This is a genomic window from Achromobacter sp. NPDC008082, assembly GCF_042957345.1.
GTDB lineage: Bacteria > Pseudomonadota > Gammaproteobacteria > Burkholderiales > Burkholderiaceae_B > Achromobacter > Achromobacter kerstersii_A.
On sequence record NZ_JBIBIB010000001.1, the window covers coordinates 967261 to 985842 of the forward strand.

Below are 18582 nucleotides of genomic sequence, written 5' to 3' on the forward strand. Positions count from 1 at the left end.
TTAGTACTGTGCCGAGATGCTGAAGAACACGCGGGGATTCTTGTTGCCCTGGGTCAGGACATCCGAACTGGTGGGCTTGGCGACTTCCAACGTCGCGTACAGGTTCTTGCTCAGGTTGGCGCGCATGCCCGCGCCAAAGGACGAGACGTTGGCGCGCGTCAAGGGCGCGCTTTCGCTGCGCGACCAGATGCGGCCGCCGTCGATGAACGAATACACGTGCGCGCCGTGTGGCAGGAATTGGTCGGTGGACACCGCGTAGCGCAGTTCCAGCGAACCGGCCAGGCCGGAGTCGGCGGACATTTCGCCGTCGTCGTAACCGCGGCCGAAGTTGGGGCCGCCCAGCGCGAATTCTTCGCTGGCCAAGAGCGGGCTGGCGCTGTACTGCCCGGCGAAGGTGGCCACCAGCGACAGGCGTTCGGTGAGCTGTTGCAGGCGGGTCAGTTCGGCGGTGAACTTCAGGAAGTCCGAACGGCCCTTGGCGCGCGAGGCCAGTTCGGCCCCTTCTTGCGTGGCGCCCATCGCGTCCAGACCCTGGTGCACCGTGCCGCGGATGGCGGTGATGCCGTTCCAGCTGTCGGTGCGGTCGTAGCTCAAGCCGCCGCGCAGCACGCGCAGGCGGTCGCGCGTGAAGGGGGTGTCAGTGATGTCGGTGGCGACGTTGCGCACGTCGAACATGCCGAAGGCGCGCAGGTTTTCCTGGCGCGAACGGATCAGCGGATAGGTGAGGGTGGCGGTGTAGGCCTGCACGTCGCTGGCGACGTTCAGCGGGGCCAGGTCGCGGCCCGGCTCGCTCTTGGCGTAGCTGGCGGCCAGGCCAAAGGTCATGCCGCTGTCAGAGACCAGCATGTCGTAGTTGCCGGCGACGGCCTGGCTGCGATAGGCCGGAAAGCCCAGGCGGCCGCTGAGCGTAAAGGTGTCGGCCCGTTCGCCAAACGAATTCAGCGTGATCTGGCCGGTCATTTCGCTCCAGCCCAGGTAGGGCGAGGCGCGGTTGTCAAAGCCCAGGCGGGCGTCGACCGGCTTGCGTTCGCTATGCACCACCAGCACCGAGCCGCCCACTTCCTGGGGCGAGGCCTCAAGCGATGCGCGCACCACCAAGCCGTTCAAGTCATTGGCCAGCAGCAGTTGGCGTTCGACCTCGGCCACGTTGATCGGGCGCACGCCGCGCAGGCGCTGCACCAGCTTTTCCACCGCGGCTTGCGCGGGGCCGATATCGCCGTCGTACTTCACATCCGACACGTAGCCTTCGACCACCATGATGCGGAAGACGCCGCCATCAACGGTTTGCGCGGGCACGATGACGCGCGTGGTCACATAGCCATCGTTGCGGTAGAGCAGTTCGATGTCATTGGCCACCTTGAAAGCGTCGGCAACCGTGATGGTCTTGCCCAGCAGCCCCTGATACAGCGCGCGCACTTTCTCGGGCGAATAGTGGGTGACGCCTTCCACCCGCATGTCGTTCAGCGTGAAGCTCAGCTTGTCGGCGCCCGCAGGCGCCTCGGACGCGCTGCCTTGTTCCACCGTGACTTGCGGCGCGGAGCTCATGCTTTCCGGCATGGCCGGTTGCGGCAGGGTGCGGCCCGGCTCGGCGGCCGACGGCAGTTGCGGACGCACGTTTTGCGCGGAGGCCGATCCGGCGGCAAGCGCCAGGGCCGCGGCGGCAAGGCCGACTTGCACGGAAATGGGGGACAGGCGGAGGGCGGCGGGACGGCAGAATCGGGATAGGCGGCGCATGGGTGCTCGGACGGCGACTTGTTACATTTGGAATTGATAGACGCTATTTGACATATAAGTTTCGCTTGGGTACACAACATTTTTGCAACCGCCAAGCTCTGCAATATGCCTACGCTCGTGACGCCGTCACTGGGCAGGTAAAGGGGAATACGGGGGAATACAGGGTCCGTCTGGCTGTGGCGGCGACGCGACAGCCGGGCGGAAAAAGTGGTTACCCGACCAGTTTTGCGCTGTAACAAACATTATCGTAAGTACGCAAATATTCCATTACTGAGGTTTGCTGGAATGCAAGGTAGGTTTGCCGCAAGGAAAATTATTCGAGCCGCGGCCTCGGTTTTGTCTCATCTGCCCCACGCGAGCGTCGGCTGGCATGAAAGAATGCGCGGCATGAACGACGCCTTCTTTCCGATGGCTCCGGGCCAGCTCGCCGGTTTACGCGTACTGGTCGTCGAGGACCGCCCCGAAGACCGCATGCTGCTGGTGGATTTCCTGACCAGTCAGGACTGCCGGGTCTATGTGGCCGAGGATGGCAACGACGGCTACCGCAAGGCGCAGCTGGTGCAGCCGGACATCATCCTGATGGACGTGACCATGCCGGTCTGCGACGGCTTGGCCGCCTGCCGTCTGCTGAAGGCCGACCAGGCCACGCGCGCCATTCCCATCATTTTCCTGACCGCGGCCGCCTTGCCCAGCGAGCGCGTGGCGGGGCTGTCGGCAGGCGCTGTCGATTACGTCGCCAAGCCGTTCGATTTCGAGGAAGTGCGCCTGCGCCTGCTGATTCATCTGCGGGTGACGGCGGCGCCTGCGGCGTCGCCCGCCGCCGCTGTGCAATCCGCACCCGAGACAGGCGCCGAAGACGGCACCTCCGCCGCCGCGGCAGGGGCCACGCTGGACGGCGTGCTGTTTCGCGCCGCGCGCAAGCTGCTGCGCGAACGCCTGGACCACACGCCTGAATTGATGGCGCTGGCGCAGGCGCTGAACACCAACGCGCGGCGGCTGAACCAGGCGTTCCGGCGCTGCGCGGGCACAACCGTCTTCGAGTTCCTGCGCGAAGAGCGCATGCGCGAGGCGCGCCGGCTGCTGTGCGAGACCAGCCTGGATATTCAGGCCATTTCACAAGCGGTGGGCTATGGCAACCGCGGCAATTTTTCCACCGCTTTCCGCGAGCGCTTCGGCATGCCGCCGACCGCCTTGCGCCAGGAATTTGATCCCCATGCTTGAGCGTCGCCTGGGCTTGCCGGGCTGGCTGCCGTTTTCGTTTTCGTCTTGGTCTTCGTTTTCGTTTTCGTCGCCGTTGCTGTGGTCGTTGCCGCTATTGCTGTTGACCCTGTCATGCCTGCTGCTGCCCGCGCGCGCGCAGGCGGCCCCACCCGCCGGGCAGACCGCGCACCCCGCCGTGGACCTGAGTACCGTGACCGGCAGATTGCACCTGAGCCACGAACTGCTCGGCATTGAAGATACGACCGGCAACCAGGACGCCAGCCAGATGCTTGACGGCCCCTGGCAACCCGTAACCCCCGCCTGGCTGAACCGCGGTTTTTCCGCGTCGGTGTTCTGGCTGAAGCTGGACGTGCAGAACCCCACCGAAGGCTTTCTGGAGCGCTGGCTCTCGTTAGGCGTGCCTCGCCTGGAAGACGTGCGGTTCTATCTGTATCCCGAAGGGCAGCGGCAGCCGCACACCGTGGTGCTGGCCGGCAATCGCGAGCCGCTCGCTTTGCGCGAAGTGCCGTCATCGGTGTCCGTGGCGTCGCTGCGGCTGACGCCGGGTGAGCGCATGACGGTGCTGGTGCGGGTGCAAAGCCGCTCGGCCATCAGCATGGAGCCTACGCTTTGGACGCCCGCGGCGTTCGTGGGCGCGGCGCAACGCGGCACGCTGATCCTGGCGCTGCTGATCGGCGCATTGCTGATGGTGGGCATCTACACAGGCGTGCTGGGCGTCGCCCAGCGCGATTTGGTGTTCCTGCTGCTGGCCGCCGCCATCATCACCGAAATTCTCTACAGCATTTCTTTCCAAGGCTTGTTGTACCGCTACGTGCTGACGGGCGGCGGCGAAGCGGTGCTGCGCGCGCCCAGTGTGCTGGGCACGCTGGCGGCCACGGTGTTCGGCTGCTCGGTGATGCTGTTCGCCGACCTGCATCGGGTGCGGCTGTGGCGCTGGATGTATGGGGCGCTGATCGCCATGGGCCTTGCAGGCACCGTGTGGGCGGCCGTGGGCAATTACCGCGTCAGCGCGCAAGTGCTCGTCGGGCTGATCTTCTTGTGGGGGCTGGTCTGGCCTATCTCCATGGCCGACGGCTGGCGGCGCGGGCATGCCAATGCGCGGATCTTCCTGCTGTCGTTCGCGGTGTATTGCGCCTGCCTGTTCCTGCGGCTGGCCTTCATCCATGGGCTGCTGCCGGGCCGATGGGAAGGCGGGCCTGAGGTGGCGTGGGATCTGTTGTCGGTCTCGTTGATGCTGGCCGTGCTGGTGCATGGGCGCACGCGCCAGCATCGCCAGGAAAAGCTGGCGGTGCAGCGCGAACTGACCGAGGCGCGCGAACGCGAACACCAGCGGCTGGACCAGGCTGTCACCGAGCGCACGAAGGCGTTGCAGGCGGCGCTGATCCAGGCGGATGAAGCCGGCCGCGTGCGCCAGGACTTCCTGGCGCGCATCAGCCATGACCTGCGCACGCCGCTGACGTCGATCATCGGTTTCGCTGACTTGATTCAGGCCGGCGGCCGCGATGACGCGCCGCGCGGCGCGATCATTCGCCGCAGCGCCGACCACATGCTGGGCATGGTCAATGACCTGATCGACTACGCGGCCGGCGCGGGCGGGCAGGCGTTGCGCCTGTCGCCGGAATACGTGCACGCGTTGCTGGATGCGGTGGCCAAGGAATCCGCCCCGATCGCCGCCCGGCAAAACAACCAGTTCGTGTTGCGGGTGTCGGAGTCGGTGCCGGCTGTGTTGGAAATGGATGGCAAGCGGGTGCGGCAGGTGCTGTCCAACCTGATCGACAATGCCGCCAAGTTCACGCGCGGCGGCGTCCTGACCTTGACCGCCGATTACACCGCGCCCGCCGCGGGCGAGGCAACGGGGCGGCTTGCGCTGTCGGTGCGTGACACCGGCTGCGGCATTGCGCCGCAAGATCAGCAGCGCATTTTCGAACCCTTCCAGCGACTGGCGTCTGCGGATAACCAGCCGGGTGTCGGCCTGGGCCTGCCCATCGTCCAGCAGTGGGTGCTGCGCATGCATGGAAATATCCGCGTCGAAAGCCACGTGGGGCTGGGCACGTTTGTCAGCGTGACGATACCGGTCAGAAAGATGGACGAGTCCCGCATCTCGCACCACTACATCTCTGCTGCGCCGCATGTCTTGCCGGCGCTGGATGGGTCGGGCATGCATCTGTGGCTGGCTGAAGATACGCCTGAGATCCGTGAATTCCTGGTCGAAGAATTGGCCAGCATGGGCTTTCAGGTGCATAGCGAGGCCGATGGCCAGGGCATGGTGGCGCGCATCCAGGCCGACGACGCCCGCCGGCCCGACTTGATCCTGACTGACCACCGCATGGAAGGCGTTGACGGTTCCGCGGTGCTTGCCGCCGCCCGCGCCCGCTGGCCCGACCTGCCGGTTGTCGCGGTGTCGGCAACGCCGCACAACACGGTGGGCTTGGGCGGGGAAGACTACGACGCCAGCTTGCTCAAACCCATCAGCCTGGTCGAGCTGCGCCATGTGTTGGCCAAGCTGTTGCATCTGGCGATCAAACCATCGGGCAACGACGCCGAGCCGGCTTCACTGCAAGCGCCGCAATTGTCGGGCGCGGATCTGGCGCAGGTGCAAGTGCTGCTGGACAGCGGCGCTATTTCGGACCTGATCGACTGGGCGCGCGCACTGCAAACACGCGACCCGGCGTTTACGGACTTCAGCGAACAACTGCGCCGCATGGCGAAACAGGGCGACATCTCAGCGATCCGCAAGCTGTGCGAGACGATGCGCGAGGGATCGAATTAATTAAGGATTCAGACTGCATTTTTCGGTAGGGAAATTGCAGTCTGACACCGGGATCACAGACTGAATCCTGAATCCCATGCGCCGAGGGCGGGCGGCGGTATTGACGGCCTGTATGGGGAATTGCAGTCTGACACCGAGGTCACGCCGCGTATTGACATATCGGTAAATCCCGATATGATGCCGCCATGGACTTGCTCGAAATTTTCAAAGCTCTCTCAAACCGTACCCGCCTCGACATCCTGAAAGGATTGAAGGACCCGGTGAAGAACTTCCCTCCGCAGGACGAAGGGGACGTGCTTGAGGTCGGCGTCTGCGTCAGCAGCATTCAAGAAGGCGTTGGGCTGTCGCAGTCGACGGTGTCTGACTATCTTGCAACGCTGCAACGCGCGGGCCTGGTTGAAGTCAGGCGCATTGGCCAGTGGACTTACTACAAGCGTAATGAAGCCACCATCAAGGCGCTTGCCAAGCTCGTCGGGCAAGACCTGTAGTTTTTTTTTGTCTCATCAAATCGGTAAATCTCGATATCCCGTTTTCTCGAAACCAAGGCGAATCCCATGAAAGCGCTCATCCTCAAAACATTTGGCGGTCCGGAATCATTCGAACTTAGCGAGGCGCCCAAACCCGTGCCACAGGCGGGGCAAATGCTGGTCCGTGTCCATGCCACTTCCATCAATCCGTTGGATTTTCAGGTTCGGCGGGGCGACTACCCTGACCTGGTGCCGCTGCCGGCCATTACCGGACACGATGTATCGGGCGTGGTCGAAGCCGTTGGCCCGGGCGTGACGGCGTTCTCGCCTGGCGACGAGGTCTGGTACACGCCGCAGATATTCGACGGGCCGGGAAGCTATGCCGAATACCATGTGGCCGCCGAAAGCATCGTGGGCAAGAAGCCCGCAGCGCTGACCCATCTTGAAGCCGCCAGCCTGACCCTGGTGGGCGGGACGGCGTGGGAAGCGCTGACCGTGCGCGCCGCGCTGCGCGTGGGTGAACGCATCCTGATCCATGGCGGCGCCGGGGGCGTCGGACATGTGGCGATCCAGCTTGCCAAGGCGATAGGCGCCCAGGTGTTCACCACCGTGCGCGCCGCCAACGCCGACTTCGTACGAAGCTTGGGCGCCGACGTGGTCATCGATTATGAAAAGGAAGACTACGTCGACGCGATCATGCGGGTGACGGGCGGGCGCGGCGTGGACGTTGTGTTCGACACCATCGGCGGCAACACGCTGTCGCGCAGCCCCGACGCGCTGGCGCAACTGGGCCGCGTGGTCTCGATTGTGGACCTTGCGCAGCCGCAAAACCTGATCCAGGCCTGGGGCAAGAACGCCAGCTACCACTTCGTCTTCACCCGGCAACATCGCGGCAAACTTGATGAGCTGAGCGCGCTGGTCACGCGCGGGCAGTTGCGGCCACACGTGGGCGCTGTCTACACGCTTGCCGACATTCCCAGCGCACACGCGCGGTTGGAAAGCCCCAACAACGGGTTGCAAGGAAAGATCGCGATTGCAGTGGGGCCATTAGCCGCCGCCGACGTCCTGGCGAAACAAACGCAACAATAATTTCGGCGCCGCGCGGACGTTTGGCATGGGCACCGGCGCAAGAGGCGTTGTCAGGACGGGATGGAGATCACGACGCTGGGCAAACAGGGCATGGAAGACCCGGTCTGGGGCGTGCCGGTGTCGCTGCGCAAGGCCAAGTAAAAGTCCAAGTAAAAGTCCAAGTAACAGGCGAAGTAAAAGGGGGCAAAACGGGTTTCGGGGACGGAGTTCAGGGTGCGCCGCAGCAAAGCGCCCGCCAGAGGGCGTATTATTTGCATCCATCCGGCGACTAAGCACCTGATTGATCAATGCGCCCGACCTGGATACGCGCGCATTCCACGGAACTCCGTTCATGAAGACCATTAGCAAATCGAGCAAGCTGGCTCACGTCCTGTACGACATTCGCGGCCCCATCATGGATCGGGCCAAGCAAATGGAAGACGAAGGCCAGAAGCTCATCAAGCTGAATATCGGCAATCTGGCCGTGTTTGGCTTCGATGCCCCCGAGGAAGTCCAGCAGGACATGATCCGCAACCTGCCGAACTCGGCGGGGTATTCGGACAGCAAGGGCATCTTCGCCGCGCGCAAAGCGGTCATGCACTACACCCAGGCGCAGGGCGTGGAAGGCGTGACGCTGGAAGACATCTACCTGGGCAACGGCGCGTCCGACCTGATCGCGATGGCCACCAACGCGCTGCTGGACGATGGCGATGAGCTGCTGCTGCCCGCGCCCGACTACCCGTTGTGGACGGCGGTGACGAGCCTGTCGGGCGGCACGCCCGTGCACTATCTGTGCGACGAGGCCAACGGCTGGATTCCGGATCTGAACGACATCCGCGCCAAGATCACGCCGCGCACCAAGGGCATCGTGGTCATCAACCCGAACAACCCGACCGGTGTCATTTACCCCGATCACGTGCTGCAAGAAATCATCGCCATCGCGCGCGAGCACGGGCTGGTGATTCTGGCGGACGAGGTCTACGACAAGGTCCTGTACGACGACGCCACGCACACCGCGATGGCAAGCCTGTCCACCGACGTGCTGACGCTGACCTTCAACTCGCTGTCCAAGAGCTATCGCGCTTGCGGCTACCGCGCCGGCTGGCTGGTGGTCTCGGGCGACAAGCGCGCCGCCCGCGACTACATCGAAGGCCTGGACATGCTGGCCAACATGCGTCTGTGCGCCAACGTGCCGGGGCAGTGGGCCATCCAGACCGCGCTCGGCGGCTACCAAAGCATCAATGACCTGGTATGCGAAGGCGGCCGTCTGCGCCGTCAGCGCGACCTGGCCTACGAGCTGATCACCGCCATTCCGGGGGTGACCTGCGTCAAGCCGCAAGCCGCGCTGTACATGTTCCCGCGCCTGGACCCCGAGATTTATCCCATTGAGGACGACCGCCAATTCTTCCTGCAACTGCTGGAAGTGACGCGCGTGATGCTGGTGCAAGGCACGGGCTTTAACTGGTCGCGCCCGGATCACTTCCGCATCGTGTTCCTGCCGCACGAGACGGACTTGCGCGAGGCGGTTGCGCGCATCGCCAAGTTCCTGGCCGATTACCGCGCCAAGCATGCCAACAAGTCGCTGGCGTCCGCGGATGCCGAGTCGGCCGATGTGGCCGAGATCGAGGATGATTTGCCGCTTGAGCGGGCGAAGAAAACGGCGTAGTGCAAGCTGCGTCAACGCAAGGGCGTCGCGGGGTAGCAGCTACCCTTCGACGCCCTTTGTGTTTACTGTTTACCTCACATCCACTGCGTGACGCCGCTTAGCCAACAGCCCTGCGCGTTGCCGCGCGCGCGCAGTTGGATGGCGGAGGGCGACCCCATCGCCACGCCCTGGCGCACGGTGTAGACCTCGCCGGCCGGTATGCTGCCTGTCTGGTTCAAGTAACCCCACAAGGCCGCTGCCGCGATGCCGGTGGCGGCGTCTTCGGGGTAGCCGGACGCCTTGGGAAATTGCCGCGCGCTGGCGCCGTCGCCGCTGAGCGCGTAGGGATACAGGCCGGTCGAATCGATGGCTTCGCATACCTCACGCACGGCGCTGAAGTCAGGCGTCAAGGCGTTCAACGCCGCCACGCTGGGCAGGCGAATCAGCGTCTTCACGCGGCTGGTGCTGGCGTTGATCATGTGCAGGCCGGGCAGATCGGGATCGATCCTTAGCACCGCCGCAATCGCGCGGCATTGCTCTGCCGTCAGTTCGGACGTGGTCACCGCGGGTTGCGACACCCAGGCGCGGTCGCGCGCAGCGTCCCATTCGATATCCACGCTGCCGCTTAGCGTCTGCACGCGCGCAGAAGGCGTCGTCCAGTAGCCCCATTGGCGCAGCGCCCACAGCGTGCCTACGGTGGCGTGGCCGCACATTTCCATTTCATGGCCCGGCACGAAAAAGCGCAGCCGGCACAAATGGCCTTCGCGCTCGGCCGGCACCACAAACGATGACTCATGGCCGTGATGCGCCGCCAGCGCCTGCATGTCGATGGCCGCCATGCCTCCCGCATCCAGCACCAGCGGCACGGGGTTGCCGCCTTGCGCCGCCTGGTCAGGGTCAACGAACACGCGTAGCAATGCCGCCTTGCCGGCAGGCGGCTGGGCAGGGGGGCGGGTGGGGTGAAGGTCAGTCAAACTGGACTCCGGTAGTGGTGATGAGCTCGCCCCAGAAGGCGAGGTCGTGAGAGACGGTGCGGCTTAGCGCCTCGGCCGTGTCGGGGCGCACATCGACGCCCTTGGCCGCCAGGTCCGCGGCGATGGCCGGATCGCGTAGCACGGTGTTCAGCGCAAGATTCATCTTTTGCACGATGGCGGGCGGCGTGCCTTTGGGAAAGGCCAGGCCGTACCACAGCGACTGCGTATACGTCGGCATGCCCTGGGCGGCGAAGGTCGGCACGTTCGGCAGGATGGGCGTGGGCTGGGTGGTGGCCACGGCAATCAGCTTGCCGCTTTGCACGAAGGGCGCCAGGCCCACGGGGTTGTCGAACATGATGTCGACCTGGCCGCCGATCAAATCCGTATACGCGGGCGCCGCGCCGCGATACGGCACATGCGTCAGGTCCAGCTGCTTGTCTTTCTTGAACATCTCGCCCAGCAGATGCGACACGGTGCCTGCGCCCACCGACGCATACGTGCCGCTGCGGCGCGCTGTCAGCGCATCCACCAGCGCGGGCAGCGTGCTGGCTTTCAGCGCCGGCTGCGCCGCCAGCACATAGGGCGACGTGCCGATGAAGCCGATGTAGTCGAAGTCTTTCTCGGGGCGGTACGGCAGGTTCTTGTACAGGCTGGCGCTTAGCGCGGTGGTGCTGGTGGTGACGGCCAGCGCGGTGTAGCCGTCGGGCTTGGCGCGGGCGGCCTGGCCCGAGCCCACCGTGCCACCCGCGCCGCCCGCGTTCTGGATGATGACGGTCTGCTGCAATTGACGCGTCAGCGCCGGTTGCAGCGTGCGCACCACCAGATCGGTGCCGCCGCCAGCGGGGAAGGGCACGATCAGGGTGATCGGTTTGTCAGGCCACGCGGATTCGGCCCACGCGTGGGTGGCCGGCAAGACCAGCAGGGCGGCGGATAGCAATGCAGACGGCAACCCGGACCGCAAGGTAGTCAGCAATACAGACGGCAATGCGCGATTCATGAAATTCCCCTTGTATGTAATGGATTGAATGACCCGATCGTAGGGAGCCACCGGCCCGGCGGCGAACCACCACGCGACACCGGCTGATCCCGCATGCGACAGCCCGAACGCGGCGCGGGCGGCGGGCTTGCGTCAAAGCCGCCGTGCGCGGATACTGGCCAAACGCCTATTTCTTGCCGCCGCCGGGAATCCCGCTGGCGAACATCACGCCCCGCACGCCCCTCATGACGCGTTCCGTCCCGCTTTCTTCCAAACAGGATCTGATCGCCCAGACTGGCTTCGCCCTGGCGGCCAGCCGCCAGCCGCGCTACGCCTTTCATTGGCACGAGCACGACTGCGCCATGCTGCTGTGGCCGCGCGCAGGCGCGCTGGATAGCGCTTGGCAAGATGAAGCAGGCGCGCGCCGCCGTTGCCGGCTGGTGCGTGGGCAGGCGCTGCTGCTGCCGTCTCACGTCGAGCACAGCACGCGCGCCGAGAGCGTGGCGCAGCAGCACGGCGAACTCTACCTGGCCCCCGAACTGCTGCGTGCTTGTCAGGCGGGCGGTGTCTTGCAGCTGGACGGCGCGGCGCAGGCCATGCTGGATGCGCTGTGGAAACCCGCGTTGTCGGCGTCGGCGCTGCCCATGCTGGTCCAGGCGCTGATTGCGCAGCTTGACGCCAACCACCGGCATCAAGCGCAAACCCGTGCGTTGCAGGCGCCGCTGCCCTTGGCGCGGCAATGGATGGAACTGTTGCGCGCCCGGCTGGAAGAAGGCCAGCCGCTGCCCGCCATCGCCGAATCCGCCAACGCGCTGGGCGCGACCACCCGCAGCTTGCAGCGGGCTTGCCTGGACGCTTACGGCCAGTCGCCCATTGCCTTGCGCCGCAAGGTGCTGGCGCAGGCTGCGCGGCAACGGATCGCCATGGGCGAACCCGTGGCGCGAGTCAGCGCCGAATTGGGATTTTCCAGTAGCGGACACTTGGGCAGGCTGCTGCGCGCCGTGGAAACCTAAACCGCCACGGCGGGCTGGGGGGACGCGTGGCCGGGAATGGACGCCACCAGCTCGCGCGTGTACTCGCACGTCGGACGCAGGAACACATCACGCGCCGCGCCAATCTCTACCAACTTGCCCCGCTGCATCACCGCAATGCGATGGCATAGCCGCGCCGCCACACGCAGGTCGTGCGTGATGAACAGGATGCTGACGCCCAGCCGTTCGCGAATCGATTCAAGCAGGTCCAGAATCTGCGCCTGCACCGACACATCCAAGGCCGAGACCGCTTCGTCGGCAATCAGAATTTCCGGCTCCATCATGAGCGCCCGCGCGATGGATAAGCGCTGCCGTTGCCCGCCCGAGAACTCGTGGGGAAAACGGTCCAACGCACTGGCATCCATGCTGACCAGCGCCAGCATGTCGAGCATGCGGGCGTGGACCTGTTTGGGGTCCGCGCCAAAATTCAGCGGGCCTTCGGCTAGCGTGCGGCCAACCTTGCGGCGCGGGTTGAAAGAACGGAACGGGTCCTGGAACACCATCTGCACGCGCTTGCGATAGCTGCGCGCCTCGCGCGCGCCTAGTTTTCCCACGGCGTTGCCGTCAATGAAAATCTCACCCGAGGTCGGCGTGGCGAAGCGGGCCAGGCACCGGCCCAGCGTGGTCTTGCCTGAACCCGATTCGCCCACAATGCCCAACGTTTCGCCGCGCGCCAGTTGCAGCGACACGCCGCCCAGCGCATCGACGTGGCGGCGCTTCGACTTGAACATCGATTTGGTTTCGAAGCGCAGCGTCAGGTCGCGCACTTCCAGCGCGGGCGTGTCCGACGCAGGCAATGCCTGGGCGCGGAAATCGCCGCGCGGGCGCGCAGCCAGCAAGCGCTGCGTGTAGGGGTGCTGGGGGCGTTGCAGCACATCGGCCGCCGCCCCTTGTTCAACGATGCGGCCCGCCTGCATCACGATGACCCGGTCTGCAATTTCAGACACCACGTCGAAATCGTGCGTGATGAACAGCACGCCGTTGTCGTGGCGGCCACGCAGGTCGTTCAGCAATCGCAGCACCTGCGCCTGCGAGGTCACGTCCAGCGCGGTGGTGGGTTCGTCGGCGATGATCAGGCCGGGCTCCATCACCAAGGCCATCGCGATCATCACGCGTTGGCGCTGGCCGCCCGACAACTGATGCGGATACGCGTACTGAAGCTTCTCGGGCTGCGGCAGCCGCACGTCGGCAAGCAAGGCCAGCACGCGGGCGGCCACGGCTTCGCGGTTCAGCCCCTTTGCATGAAACTCGAACACCTCGGCAATCTGGTCGCCCACGCGCATCAGCGGGTTCAGCGCCGTCATCGGCTCCTGGAAGATCATGGCCATGCGGTTGCCGCGCAGCTTCTGCAATTCGTCGCGTCCGGCGTGCGTGATGTCGCGGCCGGCCAGCAGGATCTGGCCGCTTTCCAGCGTCAGCACCCCCTTGGGCAACAAGCCCATGACGGCGCTGGAGGTCACGGATTTGCCCGAGCCGGATTCGCCCACGATGCAGACGATTTCGCGCGCATGGACGGTGAACGACACGTCGTCCACGGCATAGCGGCGGTCACCGCCACCGGGCAGGCGCACCTTCAGGCTGCGAATGTCCAGAATGGGCGAGGCGGACGGCTCGGCTTGCGGCCGGGTTGCTGGGTTCATGGCGTCAGCTCTTGGTTTTGCGTGAAAGACGGGGGTCCAGGCGGTCGCGCAGCGCGTCGCCGAACATGTTGACGGCCAGGATCAGCAGGGCCAGGAACACGCCCGGCGCCAGCACAATCCATGGCGCGCGCTGAAAGAACGGGCGGCCTTCGGCAATGATGCTGCCCAGGCTGGGAATCTCTGGCGGAAAGCCCAGCCCAAGAAAGCCCAGCACGGCTTCGGTCAGGATGGCGGCGGCGCAGACGAAGGTGGCTTGCACCACCAGCGGGTTGATGGTGCTGGGCAGAATGTGCCGCCACAACACCTTGAGCGCAGGCGTGCCGGAACCGATCGAGGCTTCAACATAAGGTTCTTCACGCACCGACAACACGACGCTGCGCACCAGCCGCGCCACGCGCGGAATCTCGGGGATCGAAATGGCGATGACCATCGTGACGATGTTGGCGCCGCCCAGCGCCACCATGGCCACCGCCAGCAGCAGGCCGGGAATGGCCATGATGCCGTCCATCAAGCGCATGACGGGCGCGTCCAGCCGCCGCACATAGCCCGCGGCCAAGCCGATGACGAGCCCCGCCACAATCGCAATGAGGCTGACCAGCGCCGCCAGCGTGATCGACAGGCGGCCGCCATACAGCACCCGCGACAGCAGGTCGCGGCCCAGCGAGTCCGTGCCCAGCCAATACACATCGGACGAACCCTGAAGACGTGCGCGCGGCGTCAGGGCGCCGGGGTCATGGGACGCCAGCAGCGGCGCGCCAACGGTGAGCGCCACCAGCAGCAACAGCAGCAGCAGCGAACCGAGCATGACGGGGTCGTGGATGACGGCGCTTGCGGCTTGCCGCCAGCGCGAAGGCGGCGGCGCGGCGGGCAGGGCGGAGGCGGGAGAGGTTGACATCAGATAACTCCGGGTCGTCCGCGGGTCAGTAGCGGATACGGGGATCAAGCACGACGTAGGCCATGTCGATCAGCAGATTGACGAACACGTAGATGAACGAGAAGAACAGAATGGTTCCCTGCACCACGGGGTAGTCTCGGGCCAGCACCGAATCAACGATCAGCCGGCCGACGCCTGCGATGTTGAAGATGGTCTCGGTGACCACCACGCCGCTGATCAGCGTGGTCAGCGCCACGCCCACGATGGTGACGATGGGAATCGCGGCATTGCGCAACGCATGGCGAAACAGCACAAAGCGTTCGGTGACGCCCTTGGCCCGCGCCGTGCGCACAAAGTCTTCGCCCAACACATCCAGCAGGCTGGCCCGCGTGATACGCGTGATCAGCGCCACAAACACCATCGCCAGCGTCACGGTGGGCAGCAACAGATGCTGCGCATACCGGCCCACGCCCTCGGCAAGCGGCGAATAGCCCTGCACCGGCAGCCAGTTGAGCTTCACCGAGAACACCAGAATCAACAGGTACGCCACGACGAACGCCGGCACCGAAAACGCCAGCACCGCCCCGGCCATGATGCCGCGATCCGCCAGGCCCCGATGCCGCCATGCCGCCAGCACGCCCAGCGGAATCGCTGTGGCGATGGTCAGCAGAATGGCCCACGCGGCCAGCGAGAACGTCGGACCCAGCCGCGCCTTGATGAGCGTGGTGACGGGCTGCTTGGATTGAATCGAATGGCCCAGATCCCCTTGCACCAGCGCGCCCATCCAGCGCAGGTACTGCGTGCCGATGGACTGGTCCAGGCCCATCTCTGTGCGGATCTGCGCGATGGATGCTTCGCTTGCCATGTCGCCCGCAATGACACGGGCGGGGTCGCCCGGCGCCATGCGCAGCATTAGAAACACCACCGTGGCCACGATGAGCATCACCGGAATCGCCGCCAACAGGCGCTTGAAGATGAGTTCAATCATGGCGTGCTACCAGAACAGCGGGATCTGCGCGTCCGTCATGCGTCCCAGCTTGGCGGCGTTGTAGCCCTTCATCTTGGAATACGTGCCCAGCGGAATGAACAGGACCTGGTCGTAGTTGAGCTTCTGAATTTGCAGGGCGATGTCCTTTCTGCGGGCCGGGTCGTCCGTTTCCGCAAATTGGTCGCGCAGTTTTTCCATCTGTTCGCTCTTGGACCAGCCGACATAGCCTGCCGCGCCGCGCCCATCCAGATTCGGATTGGTCAGCGGGTTCATCAGGTCCAGGCTGGTGAAGCCCGTCTGGAAGATGCTCCAGCCGCCTTCTGCCACCGGATCTTTCTTCGAATAGCGCGACAACAAGGTCGCCCAGTCCATGGACTGGATTTCGACATTCATGCCGATGGTTTTCAGCGCCTGCGCAGTGACGGACGCCAGGCTGGCCAGCACGGGCAAGTCGGTGGGATGCAGAATCACGACCTTGCTGCCGTCGTAGCCGCTGTCTTTCAACAGCGCCTTGGCGTGCGCCAGGTCAGGCTCTTTGGTTTGCGTGGCGCCGTCCTCCGACGCGTAGGGCGAATTGCAGCTCAGCACCGCGCCGCACAGCTTCACCATTTTCTCGTCGCCAATCTGCGCGGCAAGATAGTCGCCTTGATACACGGCGGCGAGCACGGCGCGGCGCACCTTGACGTTGTCAAAGGGCGGTTGCAGCCAGTTCATGCGCATTGTGAAAATGTTCGTGCTGTCGCCGTAGGACTTCAGCGCCACGCCCTTGACGCCTTCCAATTGCGGCAAGAGATCGGGCGGCACGTCTTCAACGAAGTCGATCTCGCCGCGGCGCAGCGCGTTGACGGCGGTCTGCGAGTCAGAGATGTTGACCAGTTCCAGCCGGTCAACGACGGCGACCTTGGCGCCGGCGAACCCGCTGGCCGGCTCCTTGCGCGGCACATAGTCCGTGAACTTCACGTAGGTCGCCTTCACGCCGGGCTGGAAGTCCGCCGCCACGAACTGGTACGGACCCGAGCCGATCACTTCCGTGATCGTCTGCGAGACCGGCACGGACGCGATGCGCTTGGGCATGATGAATGGCACGGGCGACGCGGGCTTGGCCAGCGCGTCAATCAGCATGCCGAACGGCTGCTTGAGGTGAAACACGATGGTCGCGGCATCGGGGCTTTCCAGGCTGCGGGTGACGGCCATCAGGCGCAGGCCCAGCACATCGCGTTCGGCCCAGCGCTTGAGCGACGCCACGACGTCTTCCCCCGTGACCGGCGCGCCATCATGGAACTTCAGGTTCGGACGCAGCTTCAGCGTAACGGTCAGCCGGTCAGGGCTTTCCTGCCAGCTTTCCACCATTTCCGGCTGCGGCTTGCCATTGGCGTCCAGCGCGAACAGCGTGTCGAACACCATGTAGCCGTGGTTGCGGGTGATGTAGGCGTTCGTCAGGATGGGGTCGATCACGCGCAAGGGCGCCTGCATGACGATCTTGGCGGTGGTTTCGGCGTGCAGCGTGCTGATGGGCGCAAGCGTTGCCGTCAGCGCGGCGGCGCAAAACAGGGCGGGCGCGCAACCGCGTCCCAGGCCGGGATTCAATTTTTTCATACCGATACCTTCAAGGTGAGGGTGAATCAGGCGAAACGGGGCAAGGCTCGGCGGCGAGCCTTGCCGATCAGCCGAACTGCGGTCTGCGTGCAGCCCACGGGGCCAGGCGCTCAAGCTGCGCCGAAAGTTCCAGCACGATGTCTTCGCGCCCGAAATGGCCGATCAATTGCGTGGCTACGGGCAGGCCGTCGGCCGTCCACGACAGCGGCAGGCTGGCGGCGGGCAAGCCCGCGCCATTGATGACGGGAAGAAAAGTGGAATACGTTGCCGCACGCGCCCGGTAATCGCGAAAGCCCAGGCCGTCGGATGTGTTCAGCGCCAGGTAGCCGAGCTTGCAGGGAAGCTGCGCCAGCGTGGGCGTCAGCAGCACATCCACGTCAGCCATCGCGGCGGCGAACGCGCGGCCCACGGCATGCAGGCGCGACACCGCGTCGATGTACGCGGCCGCGTCGAGCCCCTTGCCGACGTGATAGCCATCCAGAATGACGGATTCCAGATCGCCGTCTTGCAACGCGCGGCCAAGCAGCTTCAGGCGCGCGTCCACGGCCACGACGATGTTGCTGGCCAGAATGCTGCCGTGCGCATGGACGAAGCCGTCGTAGTCGATGGCGGGCAAGGGCGCTTCGAACACCTTGTGCCCCAAGCGCTCAAGCAGCGTGGCGGTATGCGTGACGGCGCCGTCGCACGCCGGCGCAATCGTGATGCCGTTCCAGCCGTTGCGCAGGATGCCCACGCGCAGCGGCCGAACGGCTTGTTCGCGTACGGCATCGATGAACAGACGCGGCTTGGGCGGCGAGCCATACGGCGCGCCGGGTTCGTAGGCGTCGATGCTATCCAGCGCCGCGGCCGTGTCGCGCACGGAAATGCTCAGCACGCCATCTGTCGACATGCCGGCCCAGCCTTCACCGCGCATAGGCCCCATCGGCACGCGGCCGCGCGAGGCCTTCAAGCCGAACACGCCGCAGCAGGCGGCCGGAATGCGGATGGAGCCGCCGCCGTCGCTGCCGTGCGCCACCGGTACGATGCGCGCCGCCACGGCGGCTGCCGCGCCGCCGCTGGAGCCGCCCGCCGAGCGCGTGTGGTCCCAGGGGTTCAGCGTGGCGCTGCCGTTGCGCACGGCTTCGGTGGTGCCGGCCATGCAGAGTTCCGGCACGGTCGTGCGCGCAAACGGGATGAAGCCCGCCGCCTCGAATCGGTCGGCGACGGTGGCGGCATACGAGTAGGGGGTGTCGTTGAATAACGCCGAGCCGATGCTGGACGGAAACCGCGGGTGGGCGAAGCCGGAGTCCTTCAGCAGGAAGGGAATGCCGCGAAACGGGCCACACGGCGTCCAGCCGGCCGCGATGCGGCGCGATTCCTCGTAGCGCGGGTAGGTGATGGCGTTAAGCGTGGGATTGCGCGCGTCGGCCAATGCGATGGCGCAATCCATGAGCTCGGCGGGCGTGGTCTCGCCGCGCGCAAGCAAGTCGGCCAGCGCAAGGCCGTCCAGGCGCTCGTAGTCGGTGGTTTGCATGTTTCCCCTTGTATTTGCTGCCTGTGTTGTTCACGGCAGATGCAAAGTCTAGGGATGCATGCGGCAGGGGCCAAACCCGGATGCG

At 65.2% G+C, this 18582-nt stretch carries 14 protein-coding genes; 6 read left to right on the forward strand and 8 right to left on the reverse strand.

Annotated elements, in window-relative coordinates; all coding sequences use genetic code 11:
• Entirely contained in the window at positions 1 to 1734 is a 1734-nt protein-coding gene (locus ACFZAI_RS04325) for a ShlB/FhaC/HecB family hemolysin secretion/activation protein (RefSeq protein ID WP_391565744.1), read from the reverse strand.
• 378 nt (positions 1735 to 2112) lie between these two features.
• Between ACFZAI_RS04325 and ACFZAI_RS04330 the strand changes: the two genes are divergently transcribed.
• The 5 genes from ACFZAI_RS04330 to ACFZAI_RS04350 all read left to right on the forward strand — a co-directional run bounded on the left by ACFZAI_RS04330 (position 2113) and on the right by ACFZAI_RS04350 (position 8926).
• Positions 2113 to 2955 (forward strand): DNA-binding response regulator, encoded by an 843-nt coding sequence (locus tag ACFZAI_RS04330; RefSeq protein WP_391565745.1) that lies wholly within the window; start codon positions 2113 to 2115, stop codon positions 2953 to 2955.
• Positions 2948 to 5725 carry an ATP-binding protein gene (locus tag ACFZAI_RS04335; protein ID WP_391565746.1) on the forward strand — a complete coding sequence of 926 codons (2778 nt, stop codon included), beginning with the start codon at positions 2948 to 2950 and terminating at the stop codon, positions 5723 to 5725. The genes ACFZAI_RS04330 and ACFZAI_RS04335 overlap by 8 nt, the downstream gene beginning before the upstream one ends.
• A 185-nt stretch (positions 5726 to 5910) precedes the next feature.
• A complete protein-coding gene (locus tag ACFZAI_RS04340) occupies positions 5911 to 6213 on the forward strand; it encodes an ArsR/SmtB family transcription factor (RefSeq protein ID WP_391565747.1) in 303 nt (100 codons plus the stop codon).
• Positions 6214 to 6279: 66 nt separating this feature from the next.
• Complete coding sequence (locus ACFZAI_RS04345) at positions 6280 to 7281, forward strand: zinc-dependent alcohol dehydrogenase family protein (protein WP_391565748.1); 1002 nt, start codon at positions 6280 to 6282, stop codon at positions 7279 to 7281.
• Between the two features lie 331 nt (positions 7282 to 7612).
• The gene (locus ACFZAI_RS04350; RefSeq protein WP_391565749.1) at positions 7613 to 8926 is read left to right on the forward strand and encodes a pyridoxal phosphate-dependent aminotransferase; all 1314 of its coding nucleotides are present in this window, start codon (positions 7613 to 7615) and stop codon (positions 8924 to 8926) included.
• A 74-nt stretch (positions 8927 to 9000) separates the two neighbouring features.
• On the opposite strand, the gene ACFZAI_RS04355 is transcribed toward ACFZAI_RS04350, so the two are convergent.
• Together ACFZAI_RS04355 and ACFZAI_RS04360 are read right to left on the reverse strand one after the other, a co-directional pair.
• Positions 9001 to 9879 carry a PhzF family phenazine biosynthesis protein gene (locus tag ACFZAI_RS04355; RefSeq protein WP_391565750.1) on the reverse strand — a complete coding sequence of 293 codons (879 nt, stop codon included), beginning with the start codon at positions 9877 to 9879 and terminating at the stop codon, positions 9001 to 9003.
• On the reverse strand, positions 9872 to 10876 hold the full coding sequence (locus ACFZAI_RS04360; protein WP_391565751.1) for a Bug family tripartite tricarboxylate transporter substrate binding protein: 1005 nt from the start codon (positions 10874 to 10876) through the stop codon (positions 9872 to 9874). Before ACFZAI_RS04360 ends, ACFZAI_RS04355 begins: the two co-directional genes overlap by 8 nt.
• Positions 10877 to 11100: 224 nt before the next feature.
• Here ACFZAI_RS04360 and ACFZAI_RS04365 point away from each other — a divergent pair, with 224 nt between their 5' ends.
• Positions 11101 to 11868 carry an AraC family transcriptional regulator gene (locus tag ACFZAI_RS04365; protein WP_391565752.1) on the forward strand — a complete coding sequence of 256 codons (768 nt, stop codon included), beginning with the start codon at positions 11101 to 11103 and terminating at the stop codon, positions 11866 to 11868.
• On the opposite strand, the gene ACFZAI_RS04370 is transcribed toward ACFZAI_RS04365, so the two are convergent.
• The 5 genes from ACFZAI_RS04370 to ACFZAI_RS04390 all read right to left on the reverse strand — a co-directional run bounded on the left by ACFZAI_RS04370 (position 11865) and on the right by ACFZAI_RS04390 (position 18497).
• On the reverse strand, positions 11865 to 13526 hold the full coding sequence (locus tag ACFZAI_RS04370) for an ABC transporter ATP-binding protein (RefSeq protein WP_391565753.1): 1662 nt from the start codon (positions 13524 to 13526) through the stop codon (positions 11865 to 11867). The genes ACFZAI_RS04365 and ACFZAI_RS04370 overlap by 4 nt on opposite strands.
• A gap of 4 nt (positions 13527 to 13530) precedes the next feature.
• On the reverse strand, positions 13531 to 14421 hold the full coding sequence (locus tag ACFZAI_RS04375) for an ABC transporter permease (protein WP_391565754.1): 891 nt from the start codon (positions 14419 to 14421) through the stop codon (positions 13531 to 13533).
• 25 nt (positions 14422 to 14446) lie between these two features.
• Positions 14447 to 15388: an ABC transporter permease gene (locus ACFZAI_RS04380; RefSeq protein ID WP_391565755.1), complete on the reverse strand. Its 942-nt coding sequence runs from the start codon at positions 15386 to 15388 to the stop codon at positions 14447 to 14449.
• Between the two features lie 6 nt (positions 15389 to 15394).
• Positions 15395 to 16984, reverse strand: a complete 1590-nt coding sequence (locus ACFZAI_RS04385) for an ABC transporter substrate-binding protein (protein ID WP_391565757.1) — start codon at positions 16982 to 16984, stop codon at positions 15395 to 15397.
• Between the two features lie 67 nt (positions 16985 to 17051).
• Complete coding sequence (locus ACFZAI_RS04390; protein WP_391565758.1) at positions 17052 to 18497, reverse strand: amidase; 1446 nt, start codon at positions 18495 to 18497, stop codon at positions 17052 to 17054.
• Positions 18498 to 18582 lie beyond the last annotated feature (85 nt).